Genomic DNA, 24764 nt, shown 5'->3' with positions numbered 1-24764 from the left:
ATGAAACCGACTTCGATGTTTACATCGGTACTTGCCGTATTGGTGTTGTTGATTGTTAGTAACTCGGTCTACATCGTTAAAGAGACCGAGCGTGGCGTGAAGCTGCAGTTTGGTGAAGTGGTCGAAAGCGATCTAAAACCCGGTCTGCACTTTAAAATTCCATTTGTGAACACCGTTCGTAAGTTCGATGCTCGTGTTCAAACCTTGGATACTCGCCCACAGTCGTTCCTTACACTAGAGAAAAAACGTCTAGTGGTAGACTCTTACGTTAAGTGGATTATCTCGGATGTAGAGAAGTACTACACCGCAACCTCTGGTGACTCGTTCCGTGCGGCAGATCTTTTGTCGACGCGTATTGAAACCAGTCTGCGTAACCAGTTTGGTACTCGTACACTAACTGAGGTTGTCTCTGGTGAGCGTGAAGAGGTGATGGATACCGTCGTTTCATCACTGACAGAGCTGAGTGAAAAAGAGCTAGGCTTAAGCGTGATTGATGTTCGTGTTAAACGAATCGATCTACCGTCTGAAGTGTCAAACTCGGTCTACCAACGTATGCGCACAGAGCGTGAGCGTCTGGCACGTGAGCTTCGTTCACGTGGTCAAGAGCTTGCAGAAGGTATCCGTGCAGATGCTGACCGTCAGAGCACCGTTATCCTAGCGAACGCTTATCGTGAGTCGGAGGTGACTCGAGGTGAGGGTGATGCAGAAGCGGCACGTATCTATGCAGAAGCATTTAACAAGGACAGTGAATTCTACTCTTTCTACCGCAGTCTTCTTGCCTACAAAGAGTCATTCAATAATGGATCTGATGTACTGCTGCTGAAGCCGGATAGTGAGTTCTTCCGTTACCTGCAGAACGCATCTCCAAACGCGACCAACTAAACCAAGGTCGTGTTAAAAAGCGGGTGCCATTGGCACCCGTTTTCGTGTTAAAATTGATTAACCGGGCGTGCCCCGGTTTTTTTGTGATTTAGCAGTACTTAAGATGTCTGAACTTTGGCACGAGCTTTGGCTCGCATTTTGTTTGGTTTTAGTGATAGAAGGGATCATTCCTTTTCTCTATCCACACCGCTGGCGCTCTATGGTGAGTCAACTGGCGATGGTGAATGATAAGACCCTTCGTGCTTTTGGCCTGGCCTCTATGTTAATAGGCACTGCACTACTCATACTTTCTAAATAAAGAGTATCGGAGTTTTTTATAATGGCGTTGGCTGATCGCTGGCTACTTCCTGACGGTATGAAAGAGTTGCTCCCTCCCGTTGCGCGCGAGGTTGAGCTGGTTCGTCGTCGAGTGTTGGATCTGTTTCATGGCTGGGGGTACGAGTTAGTGATGCCTCCGGTTGCTGAGCACCTTGAGTCACTGTTGACCGGTGTGGGTGGTGACTTAGGTCTGCGTACCTTCAAAGTGACCGATGAGACTTCTGGTCACATGCTCGGTATTCGAGCGGATATTACGCCACAGGTCGCGCGTATTGATGCCCATCGTCTGCGTTCAGATGGCGTGAGCCGTCTCTGTTACTGTGGTTCAGTACTTCACACTCGTGCGGTGAATATGTTGGCATCGCGCAACCCCATGCAGATTGGCGCTGAGTTGTTCGGGCACGAAGGCGTTGACAGTGATGCAGAAGTCATCGCTCTGATGCTCGACACTTTGGTTCAGGTCGGTGTCAAAGGAGCAATCAATCTGGATCTAGGCCATGTAGGTGTATTCACTGAATTGGTTGCCGAAGCGGGTCTTTCTGAAGCGGAGATTGCCAGCTACATCGATATTCTAGAGCGTAAGGCGTTGCCTGAGCTGTCGCAATTTGTTGATCAGCTTGATCAATCAGACTCGATCAAAAACAAGCTTGCCGCCTTGGGTACCTTAAATGGCTCAGAGCAGGCGCTGGAGCGTGCACGCGAACTCTTTGCGGATAACGCGGCCATTCTTGCTGCTGTCGATCACGTTGCTGCGATTGCTGATCGTGTTAAAACAGCGCACCCATCAATCGGTATCTACATTGACCTGGGTGAGCTGCGCGGTTACAGCTACCATACAGGTGTTGTTTTCGCAGCCTACTCGCCTAAGTTTGGCCAAGCGCTGGCAAAAGGTGGTCGCTATGACCAGATCGGTGCGGACTTTGGTCGTGCGCGTCCCGCTACTGGCTTCAGTGCCGATCTGAAAACACTGGTTACATTGGCGTTGGATGAAGTGCCAGAGCCAAGTTTGGCGATTTTGGCGCCGAAAATGGAAGATTCATCGTTGGTCCTAGCTGTCGCAGCACTGCGTGCGCAGGGCGAACGAGTGGTTTATGAGCTAGACAATGCAGCAGTGCCAACGCACTGCGATCGTCGTCTGGTAAAAGAAAATTCTGAGTGGACTGTTACCACTCTCTAAGTAAACGAATAGTTGAGATACTAATGGGCAAAAATGTCGTAGTTCTCGGTACCCAATGGGGTGACGAGGGCAAGGGTAAAATCGTTGACCTTCTAACGGATAAAGCATCAGCGGTTGTTCGCTTTCAAGGCGGACACAATGCGGGCCACACTCTGGTAATCGATGGTGAAAAGACCGTCCTTCACCTGATTCCTTCAGGCATTCTTCGTGAAAACGTTCAGTGTTTGATTGGTAACGGTGTGGTGTTGTCTCCGCACGCTCTGTTAAAAGAGATGAAGCAGCTTGAAGAGACCGGTGTTCCTGTTCGTGAACGTCTACGTCTTAGCCCAGCTTGCCCCCTGATTCTGCCTTACCACATTGCGCTGGATCAGGCGCGTGAGATCGCTCGCGGTAATGCCAAGATCGGTACTACAGGTCGTGGTATTGGACCAGCATACGAAGACAAAGTATCTCGCCGTGGTCTACGTCTTGGTGATCTTCAGGATCGCGAGATGTTCGCTAAGAAACTAGAAGAGGTGATGGCGTACCATAACTTCATGCTAGAGAATTACTACAAAGTAGAACCGGTAAGCTACGAAGCGGTCCTTAAAGAGTGTTTCGAAATGGCAGAAGAGTTGCTTCCGCTTGTCGTGGATGTGACCGCTAAACTGCACGAAATGCGTAAAGCGGGTCAAAATATCATGTTTGAAGGGGCGCAGGGCTCTCTTCTTGATATCGACCACGGTACTTACCCATACGTAACCTCTTCGAATACAACGGCGGGTGGTACTTCTACGGGTTCTGGTTTTGGTCCACTCTACCTAGATTACATCCTAGGTATTACTAAAGCTTACACGACACGTGTTGGTGGTGGTCCTTTCCCAACTGAATTGGATTGTGAAATCGGCCAGCGCCTTGCTGAACGTGGCCATGAATTTGGCTCGACTACAGGTCGTGCTCGTCGTTGTGGTTGGTTCGACGCAGTTGCACTGAAACATGCGATTCAAGTGAACTCTGTGTCTGGTATCTGTCTGACTAAACTGGACGTATTGGATGGCCTGGAAGAGATCAAGATCTGTACCGGCTATAAAGATGCTGAAGGTAACGACGTATACTCTTTGAACGGCAGTGAAGATTACGAAAAAGTGACTCCACAGTACCTGTCAGTGCCTGGTTGGAGTGAGTCGACAATCGGTGCTCAAACTCTAGAACAGTTGCCAGAGAATGCGCGTGCATACATCGCTAAGCTCGAAGAGCTAATGGAAGCGCCTATCGACATCGTTTCGACGGGTCCAGACCGTGTTGAAACCATCGTTTTACGTGATCCCTACGACGCGTAATTCGTTGCTTGATACTAGAAAGCCGGCTTAATAAGCCGGCTTTTTTTTGCCAGCAAAGCTGGTATTCCCAGCTCCATTTCATCCGTGAAACCGCTGGATACATCCCATCCTGGATATGCCCAGCTCTATTTCATCCCTGAAACCGCTGGATACATCCCATCCTGGGAATAAAAAAGCCCCCTGGCGGGGGCAAGCACTTTGGAAGCGTTAGAAGAAACCCAGTGGGTTAATGTCGTAACTGATAAGCATGTTCTTGGTCTGTTGGTAGTGATCCAGCATCATCTTGTGCGTTTCACGGCCAACACCTGATTTCTTGTATCCACCAAATGCTGCGTGAGCAGGGTAGAGGTGGTAACAGTTCATCCATACACGACCGGCTTGAATGCCGCGACCCATACGGTATTGAACGTTGCTATCGCGTGTCCATACACCAGCACCAAGACCGAAAGTGGTATCGTTAGCGATTGCCAGTGCTTCCGCTTCGTCTTTGAAGGTACAGACTGAGACAACCGGTCCAAAGATCTCCTCTTGGAAGACGCGCATGTCATTGCTGCCTTTAAGAAGAGTTGGTTGGATGTAGTAGCCTTTGGATAGATCGCCATCCACTGCGTGAACGTCACCACCCATCAATACCTCTGCACCCTCATCACGACCGATCTGTAGGTAGTTAAGAATGCGATCGAACTGCTCTTGTGATGCCTGAGCACCCACCATGGTGTCAGTATCCAGTGGGTTACCACGTTTGATCTGTTTAGCGCGTTCAACCACCATCGCAAGGAACTCGTCTGCAATATCTTCTTGTACAAGAAGACGTGATGGACAGGTACACACTTCACCCTGGTTAAAGAAGGCTAGTACCGCACCCTCAACGGCTTTGCTGACAAATTCAGGTTCAGCGTTCATAACATCCGAGAAGTAGATGTTAGGTGATTTGCCGCCTAGCTCAGTGGTTGATGGAATAATGTTTTCGGCTGCACACTTCATGATGTGTGAGCCAACAGGCGTAGAGCCTGTGAAGGCAATCTTCGCAATGCGTTTGCTGCTAGCCAATGCCTGACCGGCCTCTTCACCAAAGCCGTTTACAATATTAAGTACGCCCGCTGGTAGAAGATCGCCAATCAGCTCCATTAGAACCAAAATTGAGGCAGGAGTCTGCTCTGCAGGCTTAAGAACCACACAGTTACCGGCGGCAAGAGCTGGTGCCAGTTTCCAGGCAGCCATCAGTAGTGGGAAGTTCCATGGGATAATCTGTCCAACCACGCCCAGTGGCTCGTGGAAGTGGTAGGCAACCGTTTTATTATCAATTTCACCAATGCTTCCCTCTTGTGCACGAATACAGCCGGCAAAGTAACGGAAGTGGTCAGAAGAGAGTGGGATATCGGCTGCTAGGGTTTCACGAACGGCTTTACCGTTGTCCCAAGTTTCAGCAACCGCCAGCATTTCACTGTTTGCATCGATAACGTCAGCAATTTTTAACAGTAGGTTAGAGCGTTCTGTAACAGAGGTTGTGCCCCATGCATCTTTAGCTGCTTCAGCAGCATCAATCGCTAGGTTGATATCCTCTTCAGTCGAACGTGGGATTTCACAAATCGCTTCACCGTTTACAGGAGTGTGGTTTGTGAAGTATTGGCCTTTAACTGGTTCTACCCATTGGCCGCCGATGTAGTTGCCGTATTTTGCTTTGAAAGAGACAACAGCGCCTGCGCTGCCTGGATTTGCATAGATCATCGAAGAATCCTCATTTGTTTTTTTTAGTCGAGGGGCTATTGATTAGCCTGACCTCACTATGAAGAGTTTCGATAAGATCCCCTATCGGCCATAAGGCTCTTTTTAATTGGTACTAAAGTACCGTTTTTGAAAGAGCAATGTGGTGTGCGGGAAAGTAGTGATAGAATCGAACTACTTTCAAGGAGTAGTCAGTGACCACAAAACGTTTTCTCAAAACTTTTGACGAGCTATCGATTGATCAGCTTTACAAGATCATGAAACACCGCTCGAACGTTTTTTTCTTAGAGCAGAGCTGTCAATGTGAAGATCTGGATGATAAAGATCAGATTGCGCAGCACCTCTGGTTAGAAAACAGTGCCGGTGAACTGGTTGCTTATGCACGACTATTCTTACCCAACCAAGTCTATGCTGAATCCTCGATCGGTAGGGTCCTAGTTCCCAAAGTCGAACGGGGAAAAGGGTTTGCAAACACCCTAACAGAAGAGGCGATTCATATACTGGAGACCCTCGCGCCGGGTGTCGCTATTCGCTTGTCGGCACAACTACCCGTCGAGGCGTTTTATCAGCGCTTTGGTTTTCAATCCTATGGTGAAGTCTACGATGAGTGCGGTATTGCTCACATTGGCATGATTCGAGACGCTTAAACCTATGCCTTCTTACCAGTTCCTAGTCGTTGATGATCACCCCCTCTATAGAGAGGCGGTCGTTAATGTTTTAATCGACCTCTACCCCGATGAGCAAGTCGCCGAGTGCGGTCAATTCAGCGAGGTTGATCAACTCATTGAAGCGCAGCAGCCGGACCTGGTTCTATTGGATCTTAATATGCCTGGGGTTCAAGGTTTATCAGGACTGCAACACATTCGATCTCACCATCCCGATGTTGCGGTTGCCATTGTCTCCGCAGAGGAGAATAAACAACTAGTACTGCAAGCTTTAGCACTTGGAGCCGTGGGTTATGTGCCCAAGTCTCTGCCTAAGCAGGCCCTCGGTAAGGCGATAGAGCAAATACTGGCGGGTGATCTCTACATGCCTGCAGAGCTGTTGCGCCAAGCGTCACCTCAGCAGAATAGTAGTCATCAGCTTCACGATACGCTGAGGGCGCTGACTCGAAAACAGCTTTTGGTGTTAGAGCAGCTTGCCCAAGGGCGCTCAAACAAACAGATTGGTGATGAGTTAAACCTTTCAGAGAGCACAATTAAAACGCACGTCTCTGAAATACTGCGTCGATTGGGTGTCGATAACCGTGTTCAGGCGGCTAATCAAGCCTCTTCCATAGACTTTTCGATCTATCTCTAGCCCAACAGCTGTCGCAAGCGCTGCCTAAAGAGTAAAGGCTTTAGCGGTTTGTGCAGCAGGCTAAAACCCTCTTGTCGAATCGTCTCATTGAGACTCTGGCTATGGTTGGCCGTCACGACCAGTACAGGAATATCGATGGAGCTCTGCTCAAGTAAACGCTTCGCGAGATCGATGCCGGTACCCTGATCCAGATGGTAATCTACGATTAACAGATCAACGCTTCCCAGATCGATCTTATCCCCTAAGGCTTCACCGTTCAGTGAGGTCGCGACATTAGCCCCCCAGTGTGTGAGAAGCTGACTCATGGCTTCACAAATGGTCGCATCGTTATCGACCACGAGGATCTGTTTACCCTGAAGGGATGAGGAGAGAGAAGGATGGAGGGGGGATGGATCGTTAGCCGGCTCCTGTGCTCTATTTAAAATTGGGATCTCAAGGCTGAAGACTGATCCTTTGCCCAGTGTCGATGTCACAGTCAACGTATGGTTTAACACCTTTGCAATTTTATCGACGATCGATAGGCCAAGCCCTAACCCTTTATCGTGCGCTTTGTCCGCATTGGGTAGTCGTTTGAACTCATCAAAGATGCTCTTCTGATCCTCTTGGCTAATTCCCTCACCAGTGTCCCATACCTGTATCAGCAATTTGTCACCACGTTGCCTTGCGGAGAGTAGGACGCCGCCTGTTTTGGTATAGCGGATCGCGTTGGTCAGAAGATTGCGCAGTAATCGAATCAGTAGCAGCGAGTCACTGTGTACCCAAGCGTTACAGGTTCGATGTTTAAACTTCAGTCCGGCATGTTGAGCCGCAGCCTCAAACTCCGTTGAGAGTTGCTCCAAAATCGGTGCAACTCTGATATTGGTTTTATCCGCATGGACAACGCCTGCATCCAACTTGGAGATATCGACCAGCGTTCTCAAAAGGTTCTCTACATCGTTGAGTGAACGAGTCATCGAATCTACCAGTGACTTTGGACGATCATCCAAGGGTTGCTCGGCGAGAGTGGTGGCGAACAGTCTGGCGGCATTCAGAGGTTGCAGTAGATCATGGCTAACGGCCGCTAGGAATTTCGTTTTTGAGAGATTGGCTTGCTCGGCGACTTGGTTGGCTTGACTCAGCTCTCTATGGCTTAGGTTAAGCTTTTCCAGCGCTTGGTTCAGTGCATCGGTGCGCTCTCTGACCTGTTCAGCAAGCGTAACGGAATGCTCAAAGGCGGAGTAGGGGTTTGCCAGTTGAACGGCGCCTGACTCCAGTCGCTCTATCAGCGCTTGGTTGATCTTGCGCAGCTTTGCGTTCTCTTTCTGCGCAGCGTCTAACTCAGACTGACTCATTCAACCGTCTCTGTCCGATGGCGACTGCAGTAAAAGTTTGGTTAATATGCATGCCTGAGAATTGCTCACCGTAGGTGTTCAAACCAATCACATTAAAGGCTTTTAGAAGTTCTGAAACCTGCTGATCTTCACCTTTAAGTTCGGCTTCCCTGCGTCGTAAAAAACAGTCGCAGCCAATCACTATCTGTGGTTTTCCAATGCGACTCTCAATGCCATTGAATAGATCGATCAGATTCTCTTTTAAATCCTTGGGCTGCATCACTGTTAACGCGATGCCATTCTCCATTGCGCAAAAGAACGTCAGGCTGGAATCGGGCTCAATGGATTGGATGGAGCGAATAAAATACTGCTCACCAATTTTGACAGCCAAGGGGTTGAGCGTGCAGATATCGTTATTTAACTGATCGACTGATAGCTCAAGTGCATCGGCATACTCGGTCGCCGCTAGGTCGGCATTGAGTTCATTGACTTTTCTGTTTTGCGGTTCAGCGTCCGTCACCACAAACTTGTTATCGGTTGGGAGTAGGTGGTGGGTTGTAAAAACCTCAAACTCAAATCGTGTATTGACCATCAAAACGGCCGCCGCGTCGGTATGGAAATCACCGTCAAAAAAGACATGGGTGGTGGCTAGATTGACGTCATCACCCGCCGATCCGCCAAAGCTGGGGATTGAGCCAAGTGCAGAGTTGAGGGTGGCAAGAAAGATCTCTTCGTCAATTGAAAGGCCATCAACCAAAGTAATGGCAAAGCCGTTCAGTGCAGCGCTTGAAAGGGTGCACTGTGACCGCAACTGATCCAGCATGGTTTGAGCATTGCCTAGAGTGAAGCGTTTCAGGTTCTTCACGGAGCCGACTTGAACACAAAAATCCTGGTTAGAGAAACCAATGGCTGTAATCGACCCGCGCTCATAGCCGTTAGGGGTTATCTCTCCGGCTGTCGTGCAGCCTGAAATGCCAATGTCATGAAACTGTTCGTTTAATGCATAGCCCAACTTCGCAAGATTGAAAGAGGCTGAACAGAAGAACAGTACAAATTGAATTGAGGGATCGTTGAGCTGATGTTTCAGCTCTTTCACGGCCAGTTCGGGATCGCTGTTGCTGGACGAAGCGGTAAATATCGATTGAGCGTTCACTGTTGTGTTCTTTTTGTTTTTAGAACACCCAGTATAGAAAAAACAGAGGCGGGATCAACCCGCCTTTAGAATGATTATTTAAGGCTATGAACCTTGGTAACCAGTGCTTTAAACAGTTTCGGGTTAGCGGCGATCAGCTCACCTTTGCCGCGGATGTCAGTTCCGCCTGTAAAATCAGCCGATAGGCCACCCGCTTCGCGAAGAATGAGTAGGCCTGCATCGATCTCTTCTGCCACCACGCCTTTCTGAACAACGCCGTCAATTCGACCGGCTGCAGTGTAAGCTAGATTCAGTGCGACAGAACCGGTGCTGAAAATGTCAGCGTTCGCTTCAATCAATGCGCGGTTAATGTTCAGTTGTAGATCAAGGTTGCTCTTGTCTGAAGGACGACCCAAGAAACCGGTTCCGATCAGAGTGCTATCAAGCGCTTTGCTGTTGCTGACACGAAGGCGTTTGCCGTTTAGCTGTGCGCCTTGACCGTTGCTCGCAGTAAACTCTTCACCGGTAATGGGGTTAAGAATCAGTGCGTGTTCAACTTTACCGCGGATAGTTCCAGTAATGCACAGCGCAAAACAGGGGATTGCGTTTGAAAAGTGAACAACACTGTCGATAGGGTGTACTCGCCACTCACAAGGGTTAGGGCCCTCTTCTTGAGCTGGGTACTCACCTGAATACTCACCGAAGATGCTGTGGTGTGGGTTCGCTTTTTGGATGTTAAACGCAATAGTGCGTTCAACGTTTTTGCACGTATCGCTTAAAAAAGTAGCGACACTCGACTGCTCGCTTTTAATGAGGTCGAGACGTTCTAAAGCGTGAGTGATCTGTTCACTAGCCTGACGGGCAGCCCGTAGGGCGATGTTAACCATTGGTTGCATCAGTAAGTATCCGGAATTGTTAAAAGAGCGAATTTCATTATACCTCAGACCGCTACAAAACCGCTACTATCGAGCAGATGTGATTCATGGCGTCATCTGTTAGAATCACGCCCGCTCAGGGAGAGACAGATGTTAGATAAAATCCGAATCGTGTTAGTTAATACCACCCACCCAGGGAACATTGGTGCTGCTGCGCGTGCTATGAAGAATATGGGGCTGTCTGAACTCTGTCTGGTAGAGCCCAAACTCTTTCCTCACCCTGAAGCCAATGCTCGCTCTTCGAGAGCGGATGATATTCTTGAATCTGCACTGGTCGTTGAGTCGTTACAGGAAGCAGTTGCGGATTGTCAGTTGGTGGTGGGCACCAGTGCTCGAGGTCGTCACATCCCTTGGCCGATCGTTAACCCTAGAGAGTTATCAGCTCAAGTTTCAGAGCGACTCTCCCACTCTTCAGATGATTTCAAAGTAGCTATTCTGTTTGGTCGTGAAGATCGTGGCTTAACCAATGAAGAGCTGCACGCTTGTCATCTGCATGTTCATATTCCGACCAATCCCGATTTTAGCTCATTAAATGTCGGCGCAGCTGTGCAGGTGATCGCGTATGAACTGCGCATGGCGCTGCAAGAGTCGGTGGTTGAAGAAGCGCCGCAATGGGGTGTGGATTGGGATATTGAGTTGGCAGATCAAAAAGAGATTGAGCTGATGTTTAATCATCTTGAGCAGACACTGATCGATATTAAGTTTCTCGAGCCTGATAATCCAAGACAGTTAATGACTCGGTTAAGAAGACTGCTACTAAGGGCGGTACCAGACAAAGTAGAGGTCAATATTTTGCGTGGCATTTTGACCAAGATAAATCGCTCAATCCGTAAAGATTAATAGTTGACTAAAATTGTAGGATTAATAGTTGACTGTTTTTGTAGGGTTTTAGATAATACCTTTAACACAATAGGGTGTAGGAAGGTCTTATGCGACTTACAACCAAAGGGCGATATGCCGTAACCGCGATGCTTGATTTGGCGCTCAACAAAGAGAAAGGACCAGTCAGTTTGGCGGATATTTCTGAAAGACAGGGTATCTCTTTATCCTATCTTGAGCAGCTTTTTGCCAAGTTGCGTAAGTGCGCACTGGTGACCAGTGTGCGGGGGCCAGGTGGAGGCTACCTGCTCAATCTGGAGTGCGAACAGATTACTGTAGCATCTATCATCGATGCGGTTAATGAATCGATTGATGCTACAGGCTGTAACAGCCAAGGTAACTGTCAGGCCGGTGAGACCTGTTTGACGCACCATCTGTGGAGCGATCTTAGCGATCAGATCCACAACTTTCTTAGTGATATTAGCCTTGCAGATCTTTTGAAACGCAGGGATGTAATGGCTGTTGCAGATCGTCAAAGCCAAAGTACGGCAGCTGACGGGTTAATTCCCTCTGTTGCCAGCGCATAAGAGCCATAACTCAGTTTAACGTTTTTGGAGAGAGAGTATGAAACTGCCGATCTATCTAGATTACTCAGCGACAACACCGGTGGACCCTCGTGTTGCTGAAAAGATGATGGCGTGCCTTACCCCAGATGGTAACTTTGGTAACCCAGCGTCACGTTCGCACCTGTTTGGTTGGAAGGCGGAAGAGGCGGCTGAGACTGCCCGTCGCCAGGTAGCAGAGTTGATTGGTGCAGACCCTCGTGAAATCGTCTGGACCTCAGGCGCTACCGAATCGGATAACTTGGCCATTAAAGGTGTTGCGCACTTCTACCATAAGAAGGGTAAGCACATCATTACCTCTAAGATTGAGCACAAAGCGGTCCTCGACACCTGTCGCCAATTAGAGCGTGAAGGGTATGAAGTGACCTACCTAACACCGGGTAGCGACGGTCTGATTACGCCACAGATGGTGGCAGATGCGCTTCGCGATGACACCATTCTTGTCTCTCTGATGCACGTCAACAATGAGATTGGCACGATTACTGATATTGCGGCGATCGGTGAATTGACTCGTAAGCACGGTGTGCTGTTCCACGTAGATGCTGCGCAAAGTGCTGGCAAGTTACCAATCGATATGGCCGAGATGAAGGTCGATCTAATGTCACTTTGTGGCCACAAAATGTATGGCCCGAAAGGTGTCGGTGCACTGTATGTGCGTCGTAAGCCACGTGTACGTATTGAAGCTCAAATACATGGTGGTGGCCATGAGCGCGGTATGCGCTCAGGTACTTTGGCAACTCACCAGTTGGTTGGTATGGGTGAAGCCTGCGCGATTGCTCAAGCATCGATGGAGCAAGAGCATAAGCGTTTGGCTGAACTTCGTGATCGTTTCTGGTCACAAATCAGCGATATGGAAGAGGTTCATATCAATGGTTCTGTTGAGCAGCGCTACCCAGGCAACCTGAATGTGAGTTTTGCCTTTGTTGAGGGTGAATCACTTCTGATGTCTCTGAAAGATTTGGCGGTCTCTTCTGGTTCTGCTTGTACATCAGCAAGCCTTGAGCCCTCTTACGTGCTACGTGCATTGGGCCTCAATGATGAGATGGCGCACAGCTCGATCCGTTTCTCTTTTGGTCGATTTACGACCGATGAAGAGGTGGATTACGCAGCGGCACAAGCACGTGTGGCCGTAGAAAAACTTCGTGAATTATCGCCTTTGTGGGATATGTACAAGGACGGTGTGGATTTAACTAAGGTTGAGTGGGTACATCACTAATACTCAGTGAGAGGAGATCAGCATGGCTTACAGCGATAAAGTAATTGATCACTACGAGAATCCTCGTAATGTTGGCAAAATGGAAAGTGATGATCCACACGTAGGTACCGGCATGGTCGGTGCACCTGCATGTGGTGACGTAATGAGACTTCAAATCAAAGTCAGTGATGACGGCGTGATTGAGGATGCAAAGTTTAAAACCTATGGTTGTGGCTCTGCCATTGCATCTAGCTCATTAGTGACTGAATGGGTCAAAGGTATGACACTGGACGAGGCGGCTGAGCTGAAAAATGCTAAAATCGCTGAAGAGCTAGCGCTTCCTCCCGTTAAGATTCACTGTTCAGTTTTGGCAGAAGATGCAATCAAAGCAGCCATTGAAGATTACCGCGGCAAGCAGAAGTAATCGCATTTAACCTCTGGTAGACAGTTTAGGTAGAAGGTTTTTATGTCAATTTCGATGACGTCAGCAGCTGCTAACCATGTGGCTAAGTATTTAGAAAAACGCGGCAAGGGCATTGGTATCCGTTTAGGGGTTAAGACCTCAGGATGTTCAGGCATGGCGTACGTTCTGGAGTATGTTGACGAACTTAACAGTGAAGACTCTGTATACGAGTTTGAGGGCGTTAAGGTTGTTGTTGATCCAAAAAGCCTTGTCTATCTAGAGGGTACAGAGCTCGACTTCGTCAAAGAGGGGCTCAACGAAGGCTTTCAGTTCAATAACCCGAACGTCGCCAGTGAGTGTGGTTGCGGCGAAAGTTTCCATGTTTAAACCGGTTAAGGCTTAATTCTTGAATCTTTCTCAAAACTATTTCGAACTCTTCGGTCTTGAAGCAGGTTTTGTTCTTGATCGTACACTCCTCGATACAGCGTTTCGAGAGCTGCAAAAAGAGTATCACCCAGACCGATTTGCTCACAAAGGTGATGCTGAACAGCGCCAGGCTGTGCAGAACAGTACTCACCTCAACACCGCCTATGAAACGCTTAAGTCACCACTCTCGCGTGCACAGTACCTTCTCTCATTACAAGGTGTGCTGACCGGTGAAGAGTCCAGAAAGCAGCTGCCAATGGACTTTTTAATGCAGCAGATGGAGCTTCGCGAAACCTTAGCTGAAGCGCCCGAAGCAGCAGACCCTTTCGCTACTCTAGAAGCTTTAGAGTCACAAACTGTGGCGTTGGAAAAAGCCTGCTTTGATCATTTTCAGGTGGCTTATGCGGGTGGTGATTTGGAGTCGGCTGAAGAGTCTGTTCGCAAGCTGCAATTTTTAAAGAAACTACTGTCTGAGATAGAGGCCATGGAAGATCGCCTCGATGAGGAGTTTTAGTCATGGCGCTTTTGCAAATTGCAGAGCCCGGAATGAGTTTGGATCCCCATCAACGTAAGTTGGCGGTAGGGATCGATTTAGGCACCACTAATTCACTGGTGGCGTCGGTTAGAAATGGTGTTGCAGAGACACTTTCTGATGAGGCAGGGCGCCATTTGCTGCCCTCGGTTGTCCACTACTCAGAGGCTGGTGCCATCGTCGGTGCTGAAGCGCTGTCGAGAGTAAGCGACGATCCATTTAACACGATTCAATCCATTAAGCGCTTAATGGGTCGCTCCTCAAATGAAGTGTTAACTTTAGGCGATCAACTTCCTTATCAGTTTTCAGAAGGCGAGGGGGGGATGCCCTACCTCAAAACAGCCTTGGGTGATTTGAGTCCGGTTCAAATCTCTGCGGATATTCTTAAAGCGCTTTCAGCTCGTGCTGCCGAATCTTTGGGTGGTGAGCTTGAAGGGGCTGTTATTACGGTTCCAGCCTACTTTGATGATGCACAGCGTCAGGCCACCAAAGATGCGGCCACGCTGGCCGGCTTGAAAGTTCTTCGCCTTCTGAATGAGCCTACTGCGGCAGCGGTCGCTTACGGTTTAGATCAACAGGATAAAGGCGTCGTAGCGGTTTACGATTTAGGTGGCGGTACCTTTGATATCTCTATACTGCGCCTGACTAAGGGTGTGTTTGAGGTGCTGGCTACGGGTGGAGATTCGGCGCTTGGGGGTGATGATTTTGATCACGCTTTAGCTGAATGGTTGCTAGAGCAAGCGCCTGAGCTAGAGCGTACACCTGCGGTTATGCGATCTCTTATGGTTCAAGCGCGCCGTGCAAAAGAGTCACTGACGGATTCAGATTCAGTCACTCTAACCTTGGCTAATGATCAAGAAGTTTTGGTGACGCGTCAGCAGTTTGAACAGTTGACGGCACCCCTTGTGTCGAAAACGCTTCGTGCCTGCAAACGTACCTTAAAAGATGCTGGCATCAAGCCAGATGAGATCAACGATGTTGTGATGGTGGGTGGTTCAACTCGTGTACCAGCCGTTGTTGCTGGGGTCGAGGCGTTCTTTAATCGCCAGCCTCATACCGATATCGATCCTGATCGTGTGGTGGCGGTGGGTGCAGCACTTCAGGCTGATATTTTAGCGGGCAATAAACCGGATGCAGAGTTGTTGCTGTTAGATGTGCTCCCTCTCTCTTTAGGGTTAGAGACTATGGGTGGTTTGGTTGAGAAGGTAATTCATCGCAATACGCCAATCCCTGTTGCTCGCGCTCAAGAGTTTACAACCTACCAAGATGGTCAAACGGCTATGTTGGTGCATGTATTGCAAGGTGAGCGTGAGTTGGTAGATGACTGCCGATCACTGGCTCAGTTTACTCTGCGCGGTATTCCCCCTATGGCGGCTGGCGCCGCTAAAATCCGAGTCACCTTTCAGGTTGATGCGGATGGTCTATTAAATGTCTCAGCCAAAGAGCTATCGACCGGTATTGAGAGTGCGGTTCAAGTGAAACCCTCTTACGGTTTGAGTGACTCTGAAATTACTCAGATGCTAACGGATTCTTATCAGTTTGCTGCAGATGATAAAGAGCGGCGCGCCTTGCGTGAACAGCAGGTTGAGGCAGATCGTTTAATCGTATCGCTTGAAGCGGCGATTGCTGAAGATGGCGAGCAGTTGCTGAACGATCAGGAGCGACAGGATCTTCTTTCAGAAATTGACGTTCTGCGTTCGCTTCGTGATGGTGCGAGCTCTAAAGCGATAGAGTCCGGCGTAGAGCATCTCGCCCAAGTGAGTGACTTCTTCGCAGCCCGCAGAATGGATCAATCAATTCAAAAAGCGTTGCAAGGCCAGCGCGTTGATCAATTAGATTAGGTAAATGTAATGACTCAAGTGATCTTCCTACCCCATGAAGAGTTGTGCCCAGACGGCAAAGTGATCGATGTGGAACCGGGTGTTACGATCTGTGATGCAGCACTGGCGAACGATATTCATATTGAGCACGCTTGTGAAAAATCCTGTGCTTGCACTACTTGTCATGTCGTCGTCCGTGAGGGTTTTGATAGCCTCGAGGAGTCCGACGAGTTAGAAGATGACATGCTCGATAAGGCCTGGGGTCTTGAGCCTGAATCTAGACTGAGTTGTCAGGCCGTTGTTGGTGATGAAGATCTGGTTGTCGAGATTCCTAAATACACCATCAATCAGGTATCAGAAGGGCATTGATTCTTCTATAGCATCTCTGAAAAGGGTCCGCACAGCGGGCCTTTTTTGTTGTGGTTGAAGGGCTATTTATCTTTCGTCGCATAACGTATAATCCGCGCACAAATTTTAACCCATAATTTAATTAAAGGATTACACAGTCATGGCTACTGAACGTACTCTATCTATCATCAAACCTGATGCTGTTGCTAAAAACGTTATCGGTGAGATCGTTTCTCGTTTCGAAAAAGCAGGCCTAAAAGTTTCTGCTATGCAGATGAAACAGCTTTCACAAGCAGATGCTGAAGGTTTCTACGCAGAGCACAAAGAGCGTCCTTTCTTTGGCGACCTAGTCTCTTTCATGACGTCTGGTCCAGTTGTTGTTCAGGTTCTTGAAGGTGAAAACGCTATCGCTAAAAACCGTGAACTAATGGGTGCAACTAACCCACAAGAAGCAGCTGAAGGCACTATCCGTCGTGACTTTGCTGAGTCTATCGATGCGAACGCAGTACACGGTTCTGACTCTGCTACTTCTGCAGCACGCGAAATCGAATACTTCTTCGGCGCATAATGACGCCCAAGGTGCTCTCCGTTGATCGGAGGGCGCCTTTTTTTTGGTCCAAAGCTCATGGCAGAACAGAAAGTAAACCTTATCGGTCTATCACCTACTAAGCTTGAAGATTTCTTTGAGGAGATGGGTGAGAAGCGTTTTCGTGCAACTCAAGTCCTAAAGTGGATTCACCAGCAGGGTGCCAGTTCGTTTGATGAGATGACGAACATCAGCAAAGCCCTACGTGAACGCCTATCTGAGGTTGCTGAAATTCGTGAGCCAGAGGTGTTACTGGATAAAACGTCCAAAGATGGTACCCGTAAATGGGTCATCCAGATGGATGGTGGTTCAGCGATTGAGATGGTCTTGATTCCTGAAGGGGATCGCCGCACGCTCTGTGTCTCTTCACAGGTGGGTTGTTCTTTGGACTGCAGCTTCTGTTCAACAGGCAAGCAAGGCTTCAACCGAAACCTTAGCGCTGCCGAAATCATCGCTCAGCTTCGTGTTGCTATCCGTTCCTTTGGGCCGTTTGACCCAAGTGGTGAACGACGCGTATCCAACGTCGTGTTAATGGGTATGGGTGAGCCGCTGATGAACTTTGATGCTGTGTTTGATGCAGTACAGTTGATGATGGAAGATAACGCCTATGGTCTCTCTAAGCGTCGTGTGACCCTGAGTACGGCCGGTGTGGTTCCTAAAATCGACAAGCTTGCTGAGTTAGGTGCTGATGTCTCATTAGCGATCTCTCTGCATGCTCCAAACAATGAACTGCGTGATCAGTTAGTGCCTATCAATAAGCGCTACCCGATCGAAGAGCTAATGGCTTCGGTCAAACGCTATTTCGATAAGCTGTCGGATCGACGTGTAGCAACGATCGAGTACACACTGATTGCTGGTGTGAACGATCAGCGTGAGCATGCTCGTCAGCTGGTTAAGTTGCTTCGTCAGGTGCCTTGTAAGCTTAACCTGATTCCATTTAATCCTTTTCCAAATTCTGGATACGATCGCCCCTCTGAGCAGGCAATTCAGGCATTTAAGTCTGAGATGTTGAAAGGGAATATCCTTACGACCGTTCGCCGTACTCGTGGCGATGATGTGGATGCGGCTTGTGGTCAGCTCGTCGGTCAGGTTGAGGATAAGACTCGTCGCAGTGCGAAGTACATCGAACTTCACAATCAAACGAGCTAGATTTATTGACACTATTCTACTATCGTTAATGAAACTAACTTTAAGTTTCTAAACGGTATTTTGTGTCCCTATTCAAAGCAGTAACTCTTTTTTGCTCTATTACTTTGGCAGGCTGTTCCGCTTTTTCATCGAGTGAACAACCTAAAGGGCGAATAGATCAATCTGCCCTAGCAGCCTACACCAAGCTGGGTATGCAATATCTCCAGGCGGGTGATACGGCATCGGCAAAAGAGTCTCTTCAACAGGCTGCTTTGGCCGACCCTGGCTATGCCCCAGCGTTGAATGGTTTGGCAATGGTGTTTCAAGCCGAGCGTGAACCAGAACTGGCCGATCAATATTTTCAAAGAGCCACTCAAGCAGACCCTAACTCTGCCATGATCTTTAACAACTATGGCGCCTTTCTTTTTTCTCAGCAGCGGTTTGAAGAGGCCTGTAAAGCCTTAGCAAGATCAACTGAAGATCCTTTCTATACACAGCGAGCACAAGCATTTGAAAACTTGGGTCGCTGCTACCGTCTGATCGATCGTGATTCCGCTGCGGAGCACGTCTTTAATCGTTCAGTGACACTGTCACCACTTCGGGTGACGGCTCATATTGAGCTTGCAGATCTTTACTTAGATAAAGGACAGGCTTCACTGGCCGCTCAACACTATGCAATCTTTCAACAGCAACTTGATGCTCAAGAGACCCAGCACTTTGCCAAAAGTCTTTGGGTTGGTGTAAGGTTAGCCAGACATAGTGGGAACCCATCAAAAGCGGCAAGTTATGCGCTGCTTTTGAAGAACCTTTATCCGAATTCCGAAGAGTATAATAAATTTAAGGATACTGGCCTGTGACAGACCATGATCTATTGGGCGACAGCCTCTCAGGATTTGAAAACCACAAGCTGATTGCTGCCCGTGAATCATTGGGTATCTCTGCTGGTGCGCTGCAGCGAGATCTGAAGCTAACCAGTGCTGTTTTTTCTGCGATTGAAGCGGGTGACCTTGATCAATTGGGTCAGCCGGTGTTTGCGCGTGGTTATATTCGTAACTACTGTAATCGAGTTGGGTTGGATCCCGAGACCTTTGTTGAACAGTACAATGCGGCTATTGGTCAGCGGCCTGTTAAACGCCGCTCAGCCATTAAATCAGCGGGTTCAGCGACCGCCGGTACGGTGATGAAACTCAACCCGCGTCGTGCAAGTTCGCTATTAACACTCCTCTTTCGGTTGGTCATCATTGCGGCTCTTTTAGCAGGTCTTGCTTTTGGGGCTTCTCAAATTAATTGGCCGACACTTGGGCTGTCCGGTTTGTTTGGTGGTTCTGAACCTGAAGAGCAGCAGAGCAGTCAGGCGCTTCCGCCATTGGCAGGAGAGTCTGAGGGTCTTTCAATACCTATCAAAACAATGACTCAAGAGTCTAATGAAGATGCGGTGGTTGAAGCGCCCAAAGCGATTGAGCTACCTAAGCCTGCTGAAACGCCTGATCTCGAATCTAAAACGGCGGCCGTTCCAGTCAAAACAGAGCAGCCCAAACCGGCGGAAAAGTCCGAGCCTAACGAACCCTTGACCGCTTCACCTGTTAATACGAGTGGTTCAGATGGTGTGACGATTAAATTTAGCGATGTCAGTTGGCTGAATATCAAAGATGCTACCGGTGAAGCGCTGTTTAACGGGCTATCAAAAAAAGGACAGGATCTGACAATCAAAGGTAAAGCCCCGTTTTCAATTGTCATTGGACGTGCGAATGCAGTCAGTTCTGTAACTTTTGATGGCTCAACAGTTGATTTAGAACCTCATACCAGAAAGAATGTAGCCCGTTTAACATTATCGCGATAATTAGATCGCACATTACGGGTTATAAAATTGGCAAAGCTACAAGCCATTCGTGGTATGAATGATCTTCTGCCAGACCAGTCACCGGTCTGGCAGTATCTAGAAACTCAAGTAAAAACGGTCCTGCAGGCTTATGGCTATGCTGAGATTCGTACCCCTATCGTAGAACAAACTGAGTTATTCAAACGCTCAATTGGTGAAGTAACCGATATCGTTGAGAAGGAAATGTACACCTTCGAAGATCGTAACGGTGATAGTTTGACACTTCGCCCGGAAGGGACTGCAAGTTGTGTTCGTGCAGCAGAACAGCACGGCCTTCTTTACAATCAAGTCCAACGCCTTTGGTACACTGGTCCAATGTTTCGTCATGAGCGCCCGCAGAAAGGTCGCTATCGTCAGTTCCACCAGGTAGGTGCTGAAGCTTTCGGTATGGATGGTCCTGATATTGACGCAGAAGTGATCATCATGAGTGCTCAACTTTGGAAGCGCTTAGGGTTGATCAACTCCGTTGAGCTTCAATTAAATACCTTGGGTTCAGCTGAAGCTCGTGCACGGTTTAAAGAGGACCTTGTCAGCTATCTGTCGGCTCGTAAAGATCAGCTAGATGCTGACAGTCAGCGTCGCCTTGAGTCTAATCCACTCAGAATATTGGACTCTAAAGATCAAAACACCCAGCAGCTATTGAACGATGCACCTCATTTTCATGATTACATCGACGAAGAGTCCAAAGCACACTTTGAACAGTTGAAGTCACTGCTCGAGGCTGCGGGTATCGAATACCGTGTTAATTCTCGCTTGGTGCGTGGTCTAGACTACTACGGTAAGACCGTATTTGAGTGGGTGACCGATGCGTTAGGCGCCCAAGGTACTGTCTGTGCCGGTGGCCGATACGATGGACTGGTGAGTCAATTAGGTGGCAAGCCAACCCCGGCTGTCGGTTTCGCAATGGGTGTCGAGCGTCTGGTTCTTCTCCTTGAAGAGCTGCAACTGGTTCCTGAGAGTGTTCGTCAACGTATCGATGTCTATGTCATCGGAATGGGGGATGATAATCTAGCGACCGCGATGAGTGTTGCTGAAACGCTTCGTCACGAGGCGGGTCTTCGAGTTCAGTTGCATTGCGGCGGCGGTGGATTTAAAAGTCAGATGAAAAAGGCTGATAAGAGTGGAGCAGATTTTGCCATTCTTATCGGTGACGATGAGCGTGCTGCGTCCGAAGTGAGTTTAAAACCGCTGCGTGGTAATGGCGATCAAGTTCGAGTTGCTCAAGATTCACTGGTCAGTGAATTGAAAGGTAAATTTAGTCTTTAGGTTGGAGAGTATAGTGGCTGAGCTACGTACAGAAGAAGAGCAGGTTGAAGCGCTCAAAAGTTGGTGGAAAGAGAACGGTAAATCCCTAATCATGGGTGTCGTAATTGCTGTGGCTGCTGTGTTTGGGTGGCGTGGCTGGAATCAGTATCAAGATGACTTTGCTGCAAACGCTTCCGCTATGTATGAGTCGATTCTCAATCCTGTCGCAACCGCTTTGCCACTGGATGATGCCGCGGTTACGTCCTTGATACAGGTTGGGAAAGATCTTCGCGCAGATTATGCATCGAGCGCTTATGCCCCTATGGCGGCAATGGTGTTAGCTCGTGTATCAGTGAATGCTGGCGATTTAGAAGGTGCGCTTGAGCAGCTCGATTATGTGATTACGAGTGAAGTCTCGCCATTAGATATGAAGTCTTTGGCTACAATCCGTAAAGCGAAAGTGCAATTAGGATTAGGGCAAGCTGAAGCAGCTAAAGCGTCATTAGCACAGTTAAGTGGCTCAGATTTCCCATCACTATTTGCTGAGGTTCAGGGAGATGTGGCTGCTGCAATGGGTAACGCTTCGGAAGCGAGAGCTTCGTATGAAGCGGCAATGGCGTCGGCCGATCCTCAGCGCAAGCAGGTGATTAAACTGAAATATGATGATTTAGCGACTGGAGATGCATCGTAATGAATCTCATTAGACGTGCCTTTGTTGTAGCAGCTGCAACCAGTCTTTTGTCTGGTTGCGGTATTTTTTCTGGTGAAAAAGAGTCCGGCCCACAAGAGTTGGTCGCGTTTGAACAAGAGAAAGCCTTCAACCTTGTTTGGAGTGCAGATGTGGGTGCGTCGTTTGGGGATGAGTTTCACCAGTTTAAGCCAGGTGTGACAAACGATTCGTTACTGATCTCTGATAAGCAAGGACGAATCTCATCCTATGCGCTGGAATCGGGTGCGCTGAACTGGAGCGTTGACCTGGATGCCGAAATCAGTGCAGGTGTCGGTGCAGGGTTTGATCTAGCGTTAGTGGTTCTTGATAGCGCTGAACTGGTGGCGCTATCTGCAAAAGATGGTTCGGAACAGTGGCGAGCTCAGCTGAAGTCCGAAGTGACGGCTCAGCCACAAGTGGGCACGTCACTGGTTGTTGTTCAGCAGGTGAATGGTCAGCTAGCCGCCTTTGATCGCATTACCGGTGAATCTCGTTGGGTCTATGATGCTCAAGAGCCTGCACTGACGCTTCGTGGTACCGGTACTCCCCTCATGCTGAGTGATGGTGTCGTAGCTGGATTTGCTAACGGTAAGGTAGTCGCACTGGCGGGCGAAACAGGTATTCCAGCCTGGGAGATTCGTGCTGCTGATGCGATGGGTCGTTCCGAGTTTGAGCGTCTAATGGATTTGGATGGTGGCTTTGCAATAGCAAACGATCTTATTCTGACCGGCGGGTATCAAGGTCGTGTTGTAGCGATCAACCCGCGCACGGCGTCAACAGTCTGGACTCAATCTTTCTCTACTTATCAAGAGCTGGCGGTCGGTTTTGGTAATGTCTATGCGGTAGATGCAAAGGGAGCGGTTGAGGCCTTTGATGTCTCGTCGTCAGCCAGTGTTTGGCGCAACTCTGATTTTGCTAATCGAGGCTTATCGGCACCGGTAGTGGTCGGTAACGAAGTAATTTTTGGGGATGCTCTGGGCTACCTACATGCCCTGTCGCAAATCGACGGGCGTCCTATCGCTCGAGTCAATTTGGGTAGTTCACCTGTCACGGCGGATCCAGTCGTGGTAGGGGATACAACATTTGTACTCAGTAACTCGGGTAAATTGAGTGCTTTAACGCTAAAATAGCAAAAGCCTTTTAATTTTATATAAGGCGGTGACCTGACTTGCGGGTTGCCGCCTTCTGTTTTTTGGAATCAGGTGAGCAATATGCTTCCGGTAATTGCCCTAATTGGGCGCCCTAATGTCGGTAAATCGACCCTGTTTAACCGCTTGACCAGATCGCGTGATGCGCTGGTTGCCGATCTTCCTGGATTGACACGTGACCGTAAGTACGGTGAAGGTGATCTAGGGGAGCGAGACTATATTGTCATAGATACTGGTGGTATCACGGGTGACGAGAGCGGTATTGACCGTGAAATGGCACAGCAGTCTTTTCAAGCAGTTGATGAAGCCGATATCGTTCTGTTCCTTGTGGATGCTCGTGCAGGTATCAACCCAGCTGACGAAATGATTGCAGATCATCTGCGTCGTCACGAGAAAAAAGTCTACCTTGTAGTCAATAAGACCGATGGATTGGATCCTGATATCGCTCGCTCTGACTTCTATGCGCTGGGTATTGGGGATCCGCTCTCCATTGCAGCGGCTCATGGTCGCGGTGTTCGTCAGTTGATTGATATGACATTAGATGAAGCCGGTGTGCCATACCCTGAAGAGGGCGCAGAGCCGGAAGAGGAAGATGATGGCAATATTCGTATCGCCATTGTTGGTCGCCCTAATGTGGGTAAATCTACGCTGGTAAACCGAATGCTTGGTGAAGAGCGCGTAGTGGTATACGACCATGCCGGGACGACTCGAGACAGTATCTACATTCCATACGAGCGAGATGGCCAGCCATACACTCTAATTGATACGGCCGGGGTTCGCCGTCGTCGTCAAGTGACAGAGGCGGTAGAGAAGTTCTCAATCATCAAAACGCTTCAGGCTATCAAAGATGCCAATGTTGTTGTCGCAATCATTGATGCGCGTGATGGTGTCACTGAGCAAGATCTAAACATGCTCGGCTTCGTGATCGACTCTGGCCGAGCTCTGGTAGTTGCACTGAATAAGTGGGACGGCATGGACTATGAAGCAAAAGAGAAGGTTAAGACTCAAGTAGAGCGCCGCATGGGGTTTGCGACCTTTGCTCGTTTCCACTTCATCTCGGCGCTGCATGGAACGGGTGTTGGCGATCTTTATCGGTCAGTGAACGAAGCCTACCGTTGTGCAATGAAAAAATGGTCGACTAATGAGCTGACTCGTCTGCTTGAAGATGTTGTAGCTGATCATCAGCCACCAGCGGTCAATAATCGCCGTATTAAGTTGCGCTTTGCTCACCAGGGTGGTTCAAACCCGCCTATCATTGTAGTGCATGGAAATCAGACCAACGCACTGCCGGGCTCTTATAAGCGCTATCTTGAGAATCGCTTTACCTCGCTTCTAAAAGTGCGCGGAACACCGATTCGCTTCCAATTTAAAACGGGCGATAACCCTTTTTCTGGCAGAGTGAATAAACTCTCCGGTCGCCAGGAGGCTAAAAAAGAGAGACATCGTCAGCACATTAAAGAGATGAAGAAGCGAGCGAAAGATAAAAAGCGTAAGCGCTAATCTTTCTCCCACTCCTACAAAAAACGCACCTTATTAAAGGTGCGTTTTTCATTACTGCAAACCCAGTAAAAATAAATGTTCAAAAAAGTGTGTTTTTTTACAAAAAAGGGGTTGAATAAAAATCGGGTGTCGGTAATATACGCACCTCGCTTGAGACGAGTACTCAAGCAGCCACCAAGAGATCGGTGGCACGCTCTTTAACAATTAATCAGGTAATGCGTGTGGGCGCTTGTTGAGGTTGAGCACAAAAGCTTAACAAGACAAGCAACCTATATGTGAATTCATTTAGCGTAATGTTTTTCTTGA

The 24764-nt window shown here is 48.6% G+C and carries 26 protein-coding genes; 22 read left to right on the top strand and 4 right to left on the bottom strand.

From position 1 onward, the window contains the following. From hflC to XMD579_RS00115, 4 genes are all read left to right on the top strand, one after another. Complete coding sequence (hflC, locus tag XMD579_RS00130) at positions 1-882, top strand: protease modulator HflC (RefSeq protein WP_173483577.1); 882 nt, start codon at positions 1-3, stop codon at positions 880-882. A 103-nt stretch (positions 883-985) separates the two neighbouring features. Continuing rightward, entirely contained in the window at positions 986-1180 is a 195-nt protein-coding gene (locus XMD579_RS00125) for a DUF2065 domain-containing protein (protein ID WP_173480704.1), read from the top strand. Positions 1181-1201: 21 nt separating this feature from the next. After that, positions 1202-2377 carry an ATP phosphoribosyltransferase regulatory subunit gene (locus XMD579_RS00120; protein WP_173483579.1) on the top strand — a complete coding sequence of 392 codons (1176 nt, stop codon included), beginning with the start codon at positions 1202-1204 and terminating at the stop codon, positions 2375-2377. A gap of 23 nt (positions 2378-2400) precedes the next feature. Further along, on the top strand, positions 2401-3696 hold the full coding sequence (locus tag XMD579_RS00115) for an adenylosuccinate synthase (protein ID WP_173483580.1): 1296 nt from the start codon (positions 2401-2403) through the stop codon (positions 3694-3696). Between the two features lie 207 nt (positions 3697-3903). On the opposite strand, the gene XMD579_RS00110 is transcribed toward XMD579_RS00115, so the two are convergent. After that, entirely contained in the window at positions 3904-5424 is a 1521-nt protein-coding gene (locus XMD579_RS00110) for an aldehyde dehydrogenase family protein (protein WP_173480707.1), read from the bottom strand. Between the two features lie 191 nt (positions 5425-5615). Between XMD579_RS00110 and XMD579_RS00105 the strand changes: the two genes are divergently transcribed. Together XMD579_RS00105 and XMD579_RS00100 are read left to right on the top strand one after the other, a co-directional pair. Beyond that, the gene (locus XMD579_RS00105) at positions 5616-6068 is read left to right on the top strand and encodes a GNAT family N-acetyltransferase (RefSeq protein WP_173505610.1); all 453 of its coding nucleotides are present in this window, start codon (positions 5616-5618) and stop codon (positions 6066-6068) included. A gap of 4 nt (positions 6069-6072) precedes the next feature. Continuing rightward, positions 6073-6720 carry a response regulator transcription factor gene (locus XMD579_RS00100; RefSeq protein WP_173480709.1) on the top strand — a complete coding sequence of 216 codons (648 nt, stop codon included), beginning with the start codon at positions 6073-6075 and terminating at the stop codon, positions 6718-6720. Here the strand turns inward: XMD579_RS00100 and XMD579_RS00095 are convergent. The 3 genes from XMD579_RS00095 to XMD579_RS00085 all read right to left on the bottom strand — a co-directional run bounded on the left by XMD579_RS00095 (position 6717) and on the right by XMD579_RS00085 (position 10058). Continuing rightward, the gene (locus tag XMD579_RS00095) at positions 6717-8051 is read right to left on the bottom strand and encodes a hybrid sensor histidine kinase/response regulator (protein WP_173480710.1); all 1335 of its coding nucleotides are present in this window, start codon (positions 8049-8051) and stop codon (positions 6717-6719) included. The genes XMD579_RS00100 and XMD579_RS00095 overlap by 4 nt on opposite strands. Beyond that, complete coding sequence (gene nosP, locus XMD579_RS00090; protein WP_173505609.1) at positions 8038-9183, bottom strand: nitric oxide-sensing protein NosP; 1146 nt, start codon at positions 9181-9183, stop codon at positions 8038-8040. Before nosP ends, XMD579_RS00095 begins: the two co-directional genes overlap by 14 nt. A gap of 74 nt (positions 9184-9257) precedes the next feature. Then, positions 9258-10058, bottom strand: coding sequence for an inositol monophosphatase family protein (locus XMD579_RS00085; protein WP_254443718.1), 801 nt, complete (start codon positions 10056-10058; stop codon positions 9258-9260). A gap of 129 nt (positions 10059-10187) precedes the next feature. On the opposite strand from XMD579_RS00085, the gene XMD579_RS00080 reads away from it, so the two are divergent. From XMD579_RS00080 to der, 16 genes are all read left to right on the top strand, one after another. Next, positions 10188-10937 (top strand): RNA methyltransferase, encoded by a 750-nt coding sequence (locus XMD579_RS00080; protein ID WP_173480712.1) that lies wholly within the window; start codon positions 10188-10190, stop codon positions 10935-10937. A gap of 89 nt (positions 10938-11026) precedes the next feature. Then, positions 11027-11503 (top strand): Fe-S cluster assembly transcriptional regulator IscR, encoded by a 477-nt coding sequence (iscR, locus tag XMD579_RS00075; RefSeq protein ID WP_173480713.1) that lies wholly within the window; start codon positions 11027-11029, stop codon positions 11501-11503. Between the two features lie 37 nt (positions 11504-11540). Continuing rightward, on the top strand, positions 11541-12755 hold the full coding sequence (locus XMD579_RS00070; protein WP_173480714.1) for an IscS subfamily cysteine desulfurase: 1215 nt from the start codon (positions 11541-11543) through the stop codon (positions 12753-12755). Positions 12756-12777: 22 nt separating this feature from the next. Next, positions 12778-13158, top strand: a complete 381-nt coding sequence (gene iscU / locus XMD579_RS00065; RefSeq protein WP_173480715.1) for a Fe-S cluster assembly scaffold IscU — start codon at positions 12778-12780, stop codon at positions 13156-13158. Between the two features lie 42 nt (positions 13159-13200). Further along, positions 13201-13524, top strand: coding sequence for an iron-sulfur cluster assembly protein IscA (gene iscA / locus XMD579_RS00060; protein WP_173480716.1), 324 nt, complete (start codon positions 13201-13203; stop codon positions 13522-13524). Positions 13525-13543: 19 nt separating this feature from the next. Next, positions 13544-14077, top strand: coding sequence for a Fe-S protein assembly co-chaperone HscB (hscB, locus tag XMD579_RS00055; RefSeq protein ID WP_173505608.1), 534 nt, complete (start codon positions 13544-13546; stop codon positions 14075-14077). A gap of 2 nt (positions 14078-14079) precedes the next feature. Further along, the gene (hscA, locus tag XMD579_RS00050; protein ID WP_173480718.1) at positions 14080-15936 is read left to right on the top strand and encodes a Fe-S protein assembly chaperone HscA; all 1857 of its coding nucleotides are present in this window, start codon (positions 14080-14082) and stop codon (positions 15934-15936) included. A 9-nt stretch (positions 15937-15945) separates the two neighbouring features. After that, positions 15946-16284, top strand: coding sequence for an ISC system 2Fe-2S type ferredoxin (gene fdx, locus XMD579_RS00045; protein ID WP_173480719.1), 339 nt, complete (start codon positions 15946-15948; stop codon positions 16282-16284). A 139-nt stretch (positions 16285-16423) separates the two neighbouring features. Beyond that, positions 16424-16831, top strand: a complete 408-nt coding sequence (gene ndk, locus XMD579_RS00040; RefSeq protein WP_169450197.1) for a nucleoside-diphosphate kinase — start codon at positions 16424-16426, stop codon at positions 16829-16831. Between the two features lie 57 nt (positions 16832-16888). Continuing rightward, complete coding sequence (rlmN, locus tag XMD579_RS00035; protein WP_173480720.1) at positions 16889-17998, top strand: 23S rRNA (adenine(2503)-C(2))-methyltransferase RlmN; 1110 nt, start codon at positions 16889-16891, stop codon at positions 17996-17998. A 62-nt stretch (positions 17999-18060) separates the two neighbouring features. Continuing rightward, the gene (gene pilW, locus XMD579_RS00030; protein WP_217363716.1) at positions 18061-18834 is read left to right on the top strand and encodes a type IV pilus biogenesis/stability protein PilW; all 774 of its coding nucleotides are present in this window, start codon (positions 18061-18063) and stop codon (positions 18832-18834) included. Continuing rightward, complete coding sequence (locus XMD579_RS00025) at positions 18831-19817, top strand: RodZ domain-containing protein (RefSeq protein ID WP_173480721.1); 987 nt, start codon at positions 18831-18833, stop codon at positions 19815-19817. The genes pilW and XMD579_RS00025 overlap by 4 nt, the downstream gene beginning before the upstream one ends. Before the next feature lie 27 nt (positions 19818-19844). After that, the gene (hisS, locus tag XMD579_RS00020) at positions 19845-21122 is read left to right on the top strand and encodes a histidine--tRNA ligase (protein WP_173480722.1); all 1278 of its coding nucleotides are present in this window, start codon (positions 19845-19847) and stop codon (positions 21120-21122) included. A 13-nt stretch (positions 21123-21135) separates the two neighbouring features. Further along, positions 21136-21792, top strand: coding sequence for a tetratricopeptide repeat protein (locus XMD579_RS00015; protein WP_173483754.1), 657 nt, complete (start codon positions 21136-21138; stop codon positions 21790-21792). Then, entirely contained in the window at positions 21792-22940 is a 1149-nt protein-coding gene (bamB, locus tag XMD579_RS00010; protein ID WP_173480724.1) for an outer membrane protein assembly factor BamB, read from the top strand. The genes XMD579_RS00015 and bamB overlap by 1 nt, the downstream gene beginning before the upstream one ends. Positions 22941-23021: 81 nt before the next feature. Then, positions 23022-24458: a ribosome biogenesis GTPase Der gene (gene der / locus XMD579_RS00005; protein ID WP_173480725.1), complete on the top strand. Its 1437-nt coding sequence runs from the start codon at positions 23022-23024 to the stop codon at positions 24456-24458. Positions 24459-24764: the final 306 nt, after the last annotated feature.

The sequence above is a fragment of the Marinobacterium sp. xm-d-579 genome (assembly GCF_013282935.1).
In the GTDB taxonomy this organism is placed as follows: domain Bacteria; phylum Pseudomonadota; class Gammaproteobacteria; order Pseudomonadales; family Balneatricaceae; genus Marinobacterium_E.
The sequence above is the reverse complement of the archived record's forward strand: the minus strand, read 5'-3'. Positions and strand labels throughout refer to the sequence as shown.

Excerpts from the sequence above, each read along its gene's own strand:
- hflC (WP_173483577.1), top strand. The coding sequence starts at position 1 with ATGAAACCGACTTCGATGTTTACATCGGTACTTGCCGTATTGGTGTTG.
- XMD579_RS00125 (WP_173480704.1), top strand. The coding sequence starts at position 986 with ATGTCTGAACTTTGGCACGAGCTTTGGCTCGCATTTTGTTTGGTTTTA.
- XMD579_RS00120 (WP_173483579.1), top strand. The coding sequence starts at position 1,202 with ATGGCGTTGGCTGATCGCTGGCTACTTCCTGACGGTATGAAAGAGTTG.
- XMD579_RS00115 (WP_173483580.1), top strand. The coding sequence starts at position 2,401 with ATGGGCAAAAATGTCGTAGTTCTCGGTACCCAATGGGGTGACGAGGGC.
- XMD579_RS00110 (WP_173480707.1), bottom strand. The coding sequence starts at position 5,424 with ATGATCTATGCAAATCCAGGCAGCGCAGGCGCTGTTGTCTCTTTCAAA.
- XMD579_RS00100 (WP_173480709.1), top strand. The coding sequence starts at position 6,073 with ATGCCTTCTTACCAGTTCCTAGTCGTTGATGATCACCCCCTCTATAGA.
- XMD579_RS00095 (WP_173480710.1), bottom strand. The coding sequence starts at position 8,051 with ATGAGTCAGTCTGAGTTAGACGCTGCGCAGAAAGAGAACGCAAAGCTG.
- XMD579_RS00085 (WP_254443718.1), bottom strand. The coding sequence starts at position 10,058 with ATGCAACCAATGGTTAACATCGCCCTACGGGCTGCCCGTCAGGCTAGT.
- XMD579_RS00080 (WP_173480712.1), top strand. The coding sequence starts at position 10,188 with ATGTTAGATAAAATCCGAATCGTGTTAGTTAATACCACCCACCCAGGG.
- iscR (WP_173480713.1), top strand. The coding sequence starts at position 11,027 with ATGCGACTTACAACCAAAGGGCGATATGCCGTAACCGCGATGCTTGAT.
- XMD579_RS00070 (WP_173480714.1), top strand. The coding sequence starts at position 11,541 with ATGAAACTGCCGATCTATCTAGATTACTCAGCGACAACACCGGTGGAC.
- iscU (WP_173480715.1), top strand. The coding sequence starts at position 12,778 with ATGGCTTACAGCGATAAAGTAATTGATCACTACGAGAATCCTCGTAAT.
- iscA (WP_173480716.1), top strand. The coding sequence starts at position 13,201 with ATGTCAATTTCGATGACGTCAGCAGCTGCTAACCATGTGGCTAAGTAT.
- hscA (WP_173480718.1), top strand. The coding sequence starts at position 14,080 with ATGGCGCTTTTGCAAATTGCAGAGCCCGGAATGAGTTTGGATCCCCAT.
- fdx (WP_173480719.1), top strand. The coding sequence starts at position 15,946 with ATGACTCAAGTGATCTTCCTACCCCATGAAGAGTTGTGCCCAGACGGC.
- ndk (WP_169450197.1), top strand. The coding sequence starts at position 16,424 with ATGGCTACTGAACGTACTCTATCTATCATCAAACCTGATGCTGTTGCT.
- rlmN (WP_173480720.1), top strand. The coding sequence starts at position 16,889 with ATGGCAGAACAGAAAGTAAACCTTATCGGTCTATCACCTACTAAGCTT.
- bamB (WP_173480724.1), top strand. The coding sequence starts at position 21,792 with ATGAATCTCATTAGACGTGCCTTTGTTGTAGCAGCTGCAACCAGTCTT.
- der (WP_173480725.1), top strand. The coding sequence starts at position 23,022 with ATGCTTCCGGTAATTGCCCTAATTGGGCGCCCTAATGTCGGTAAATCG.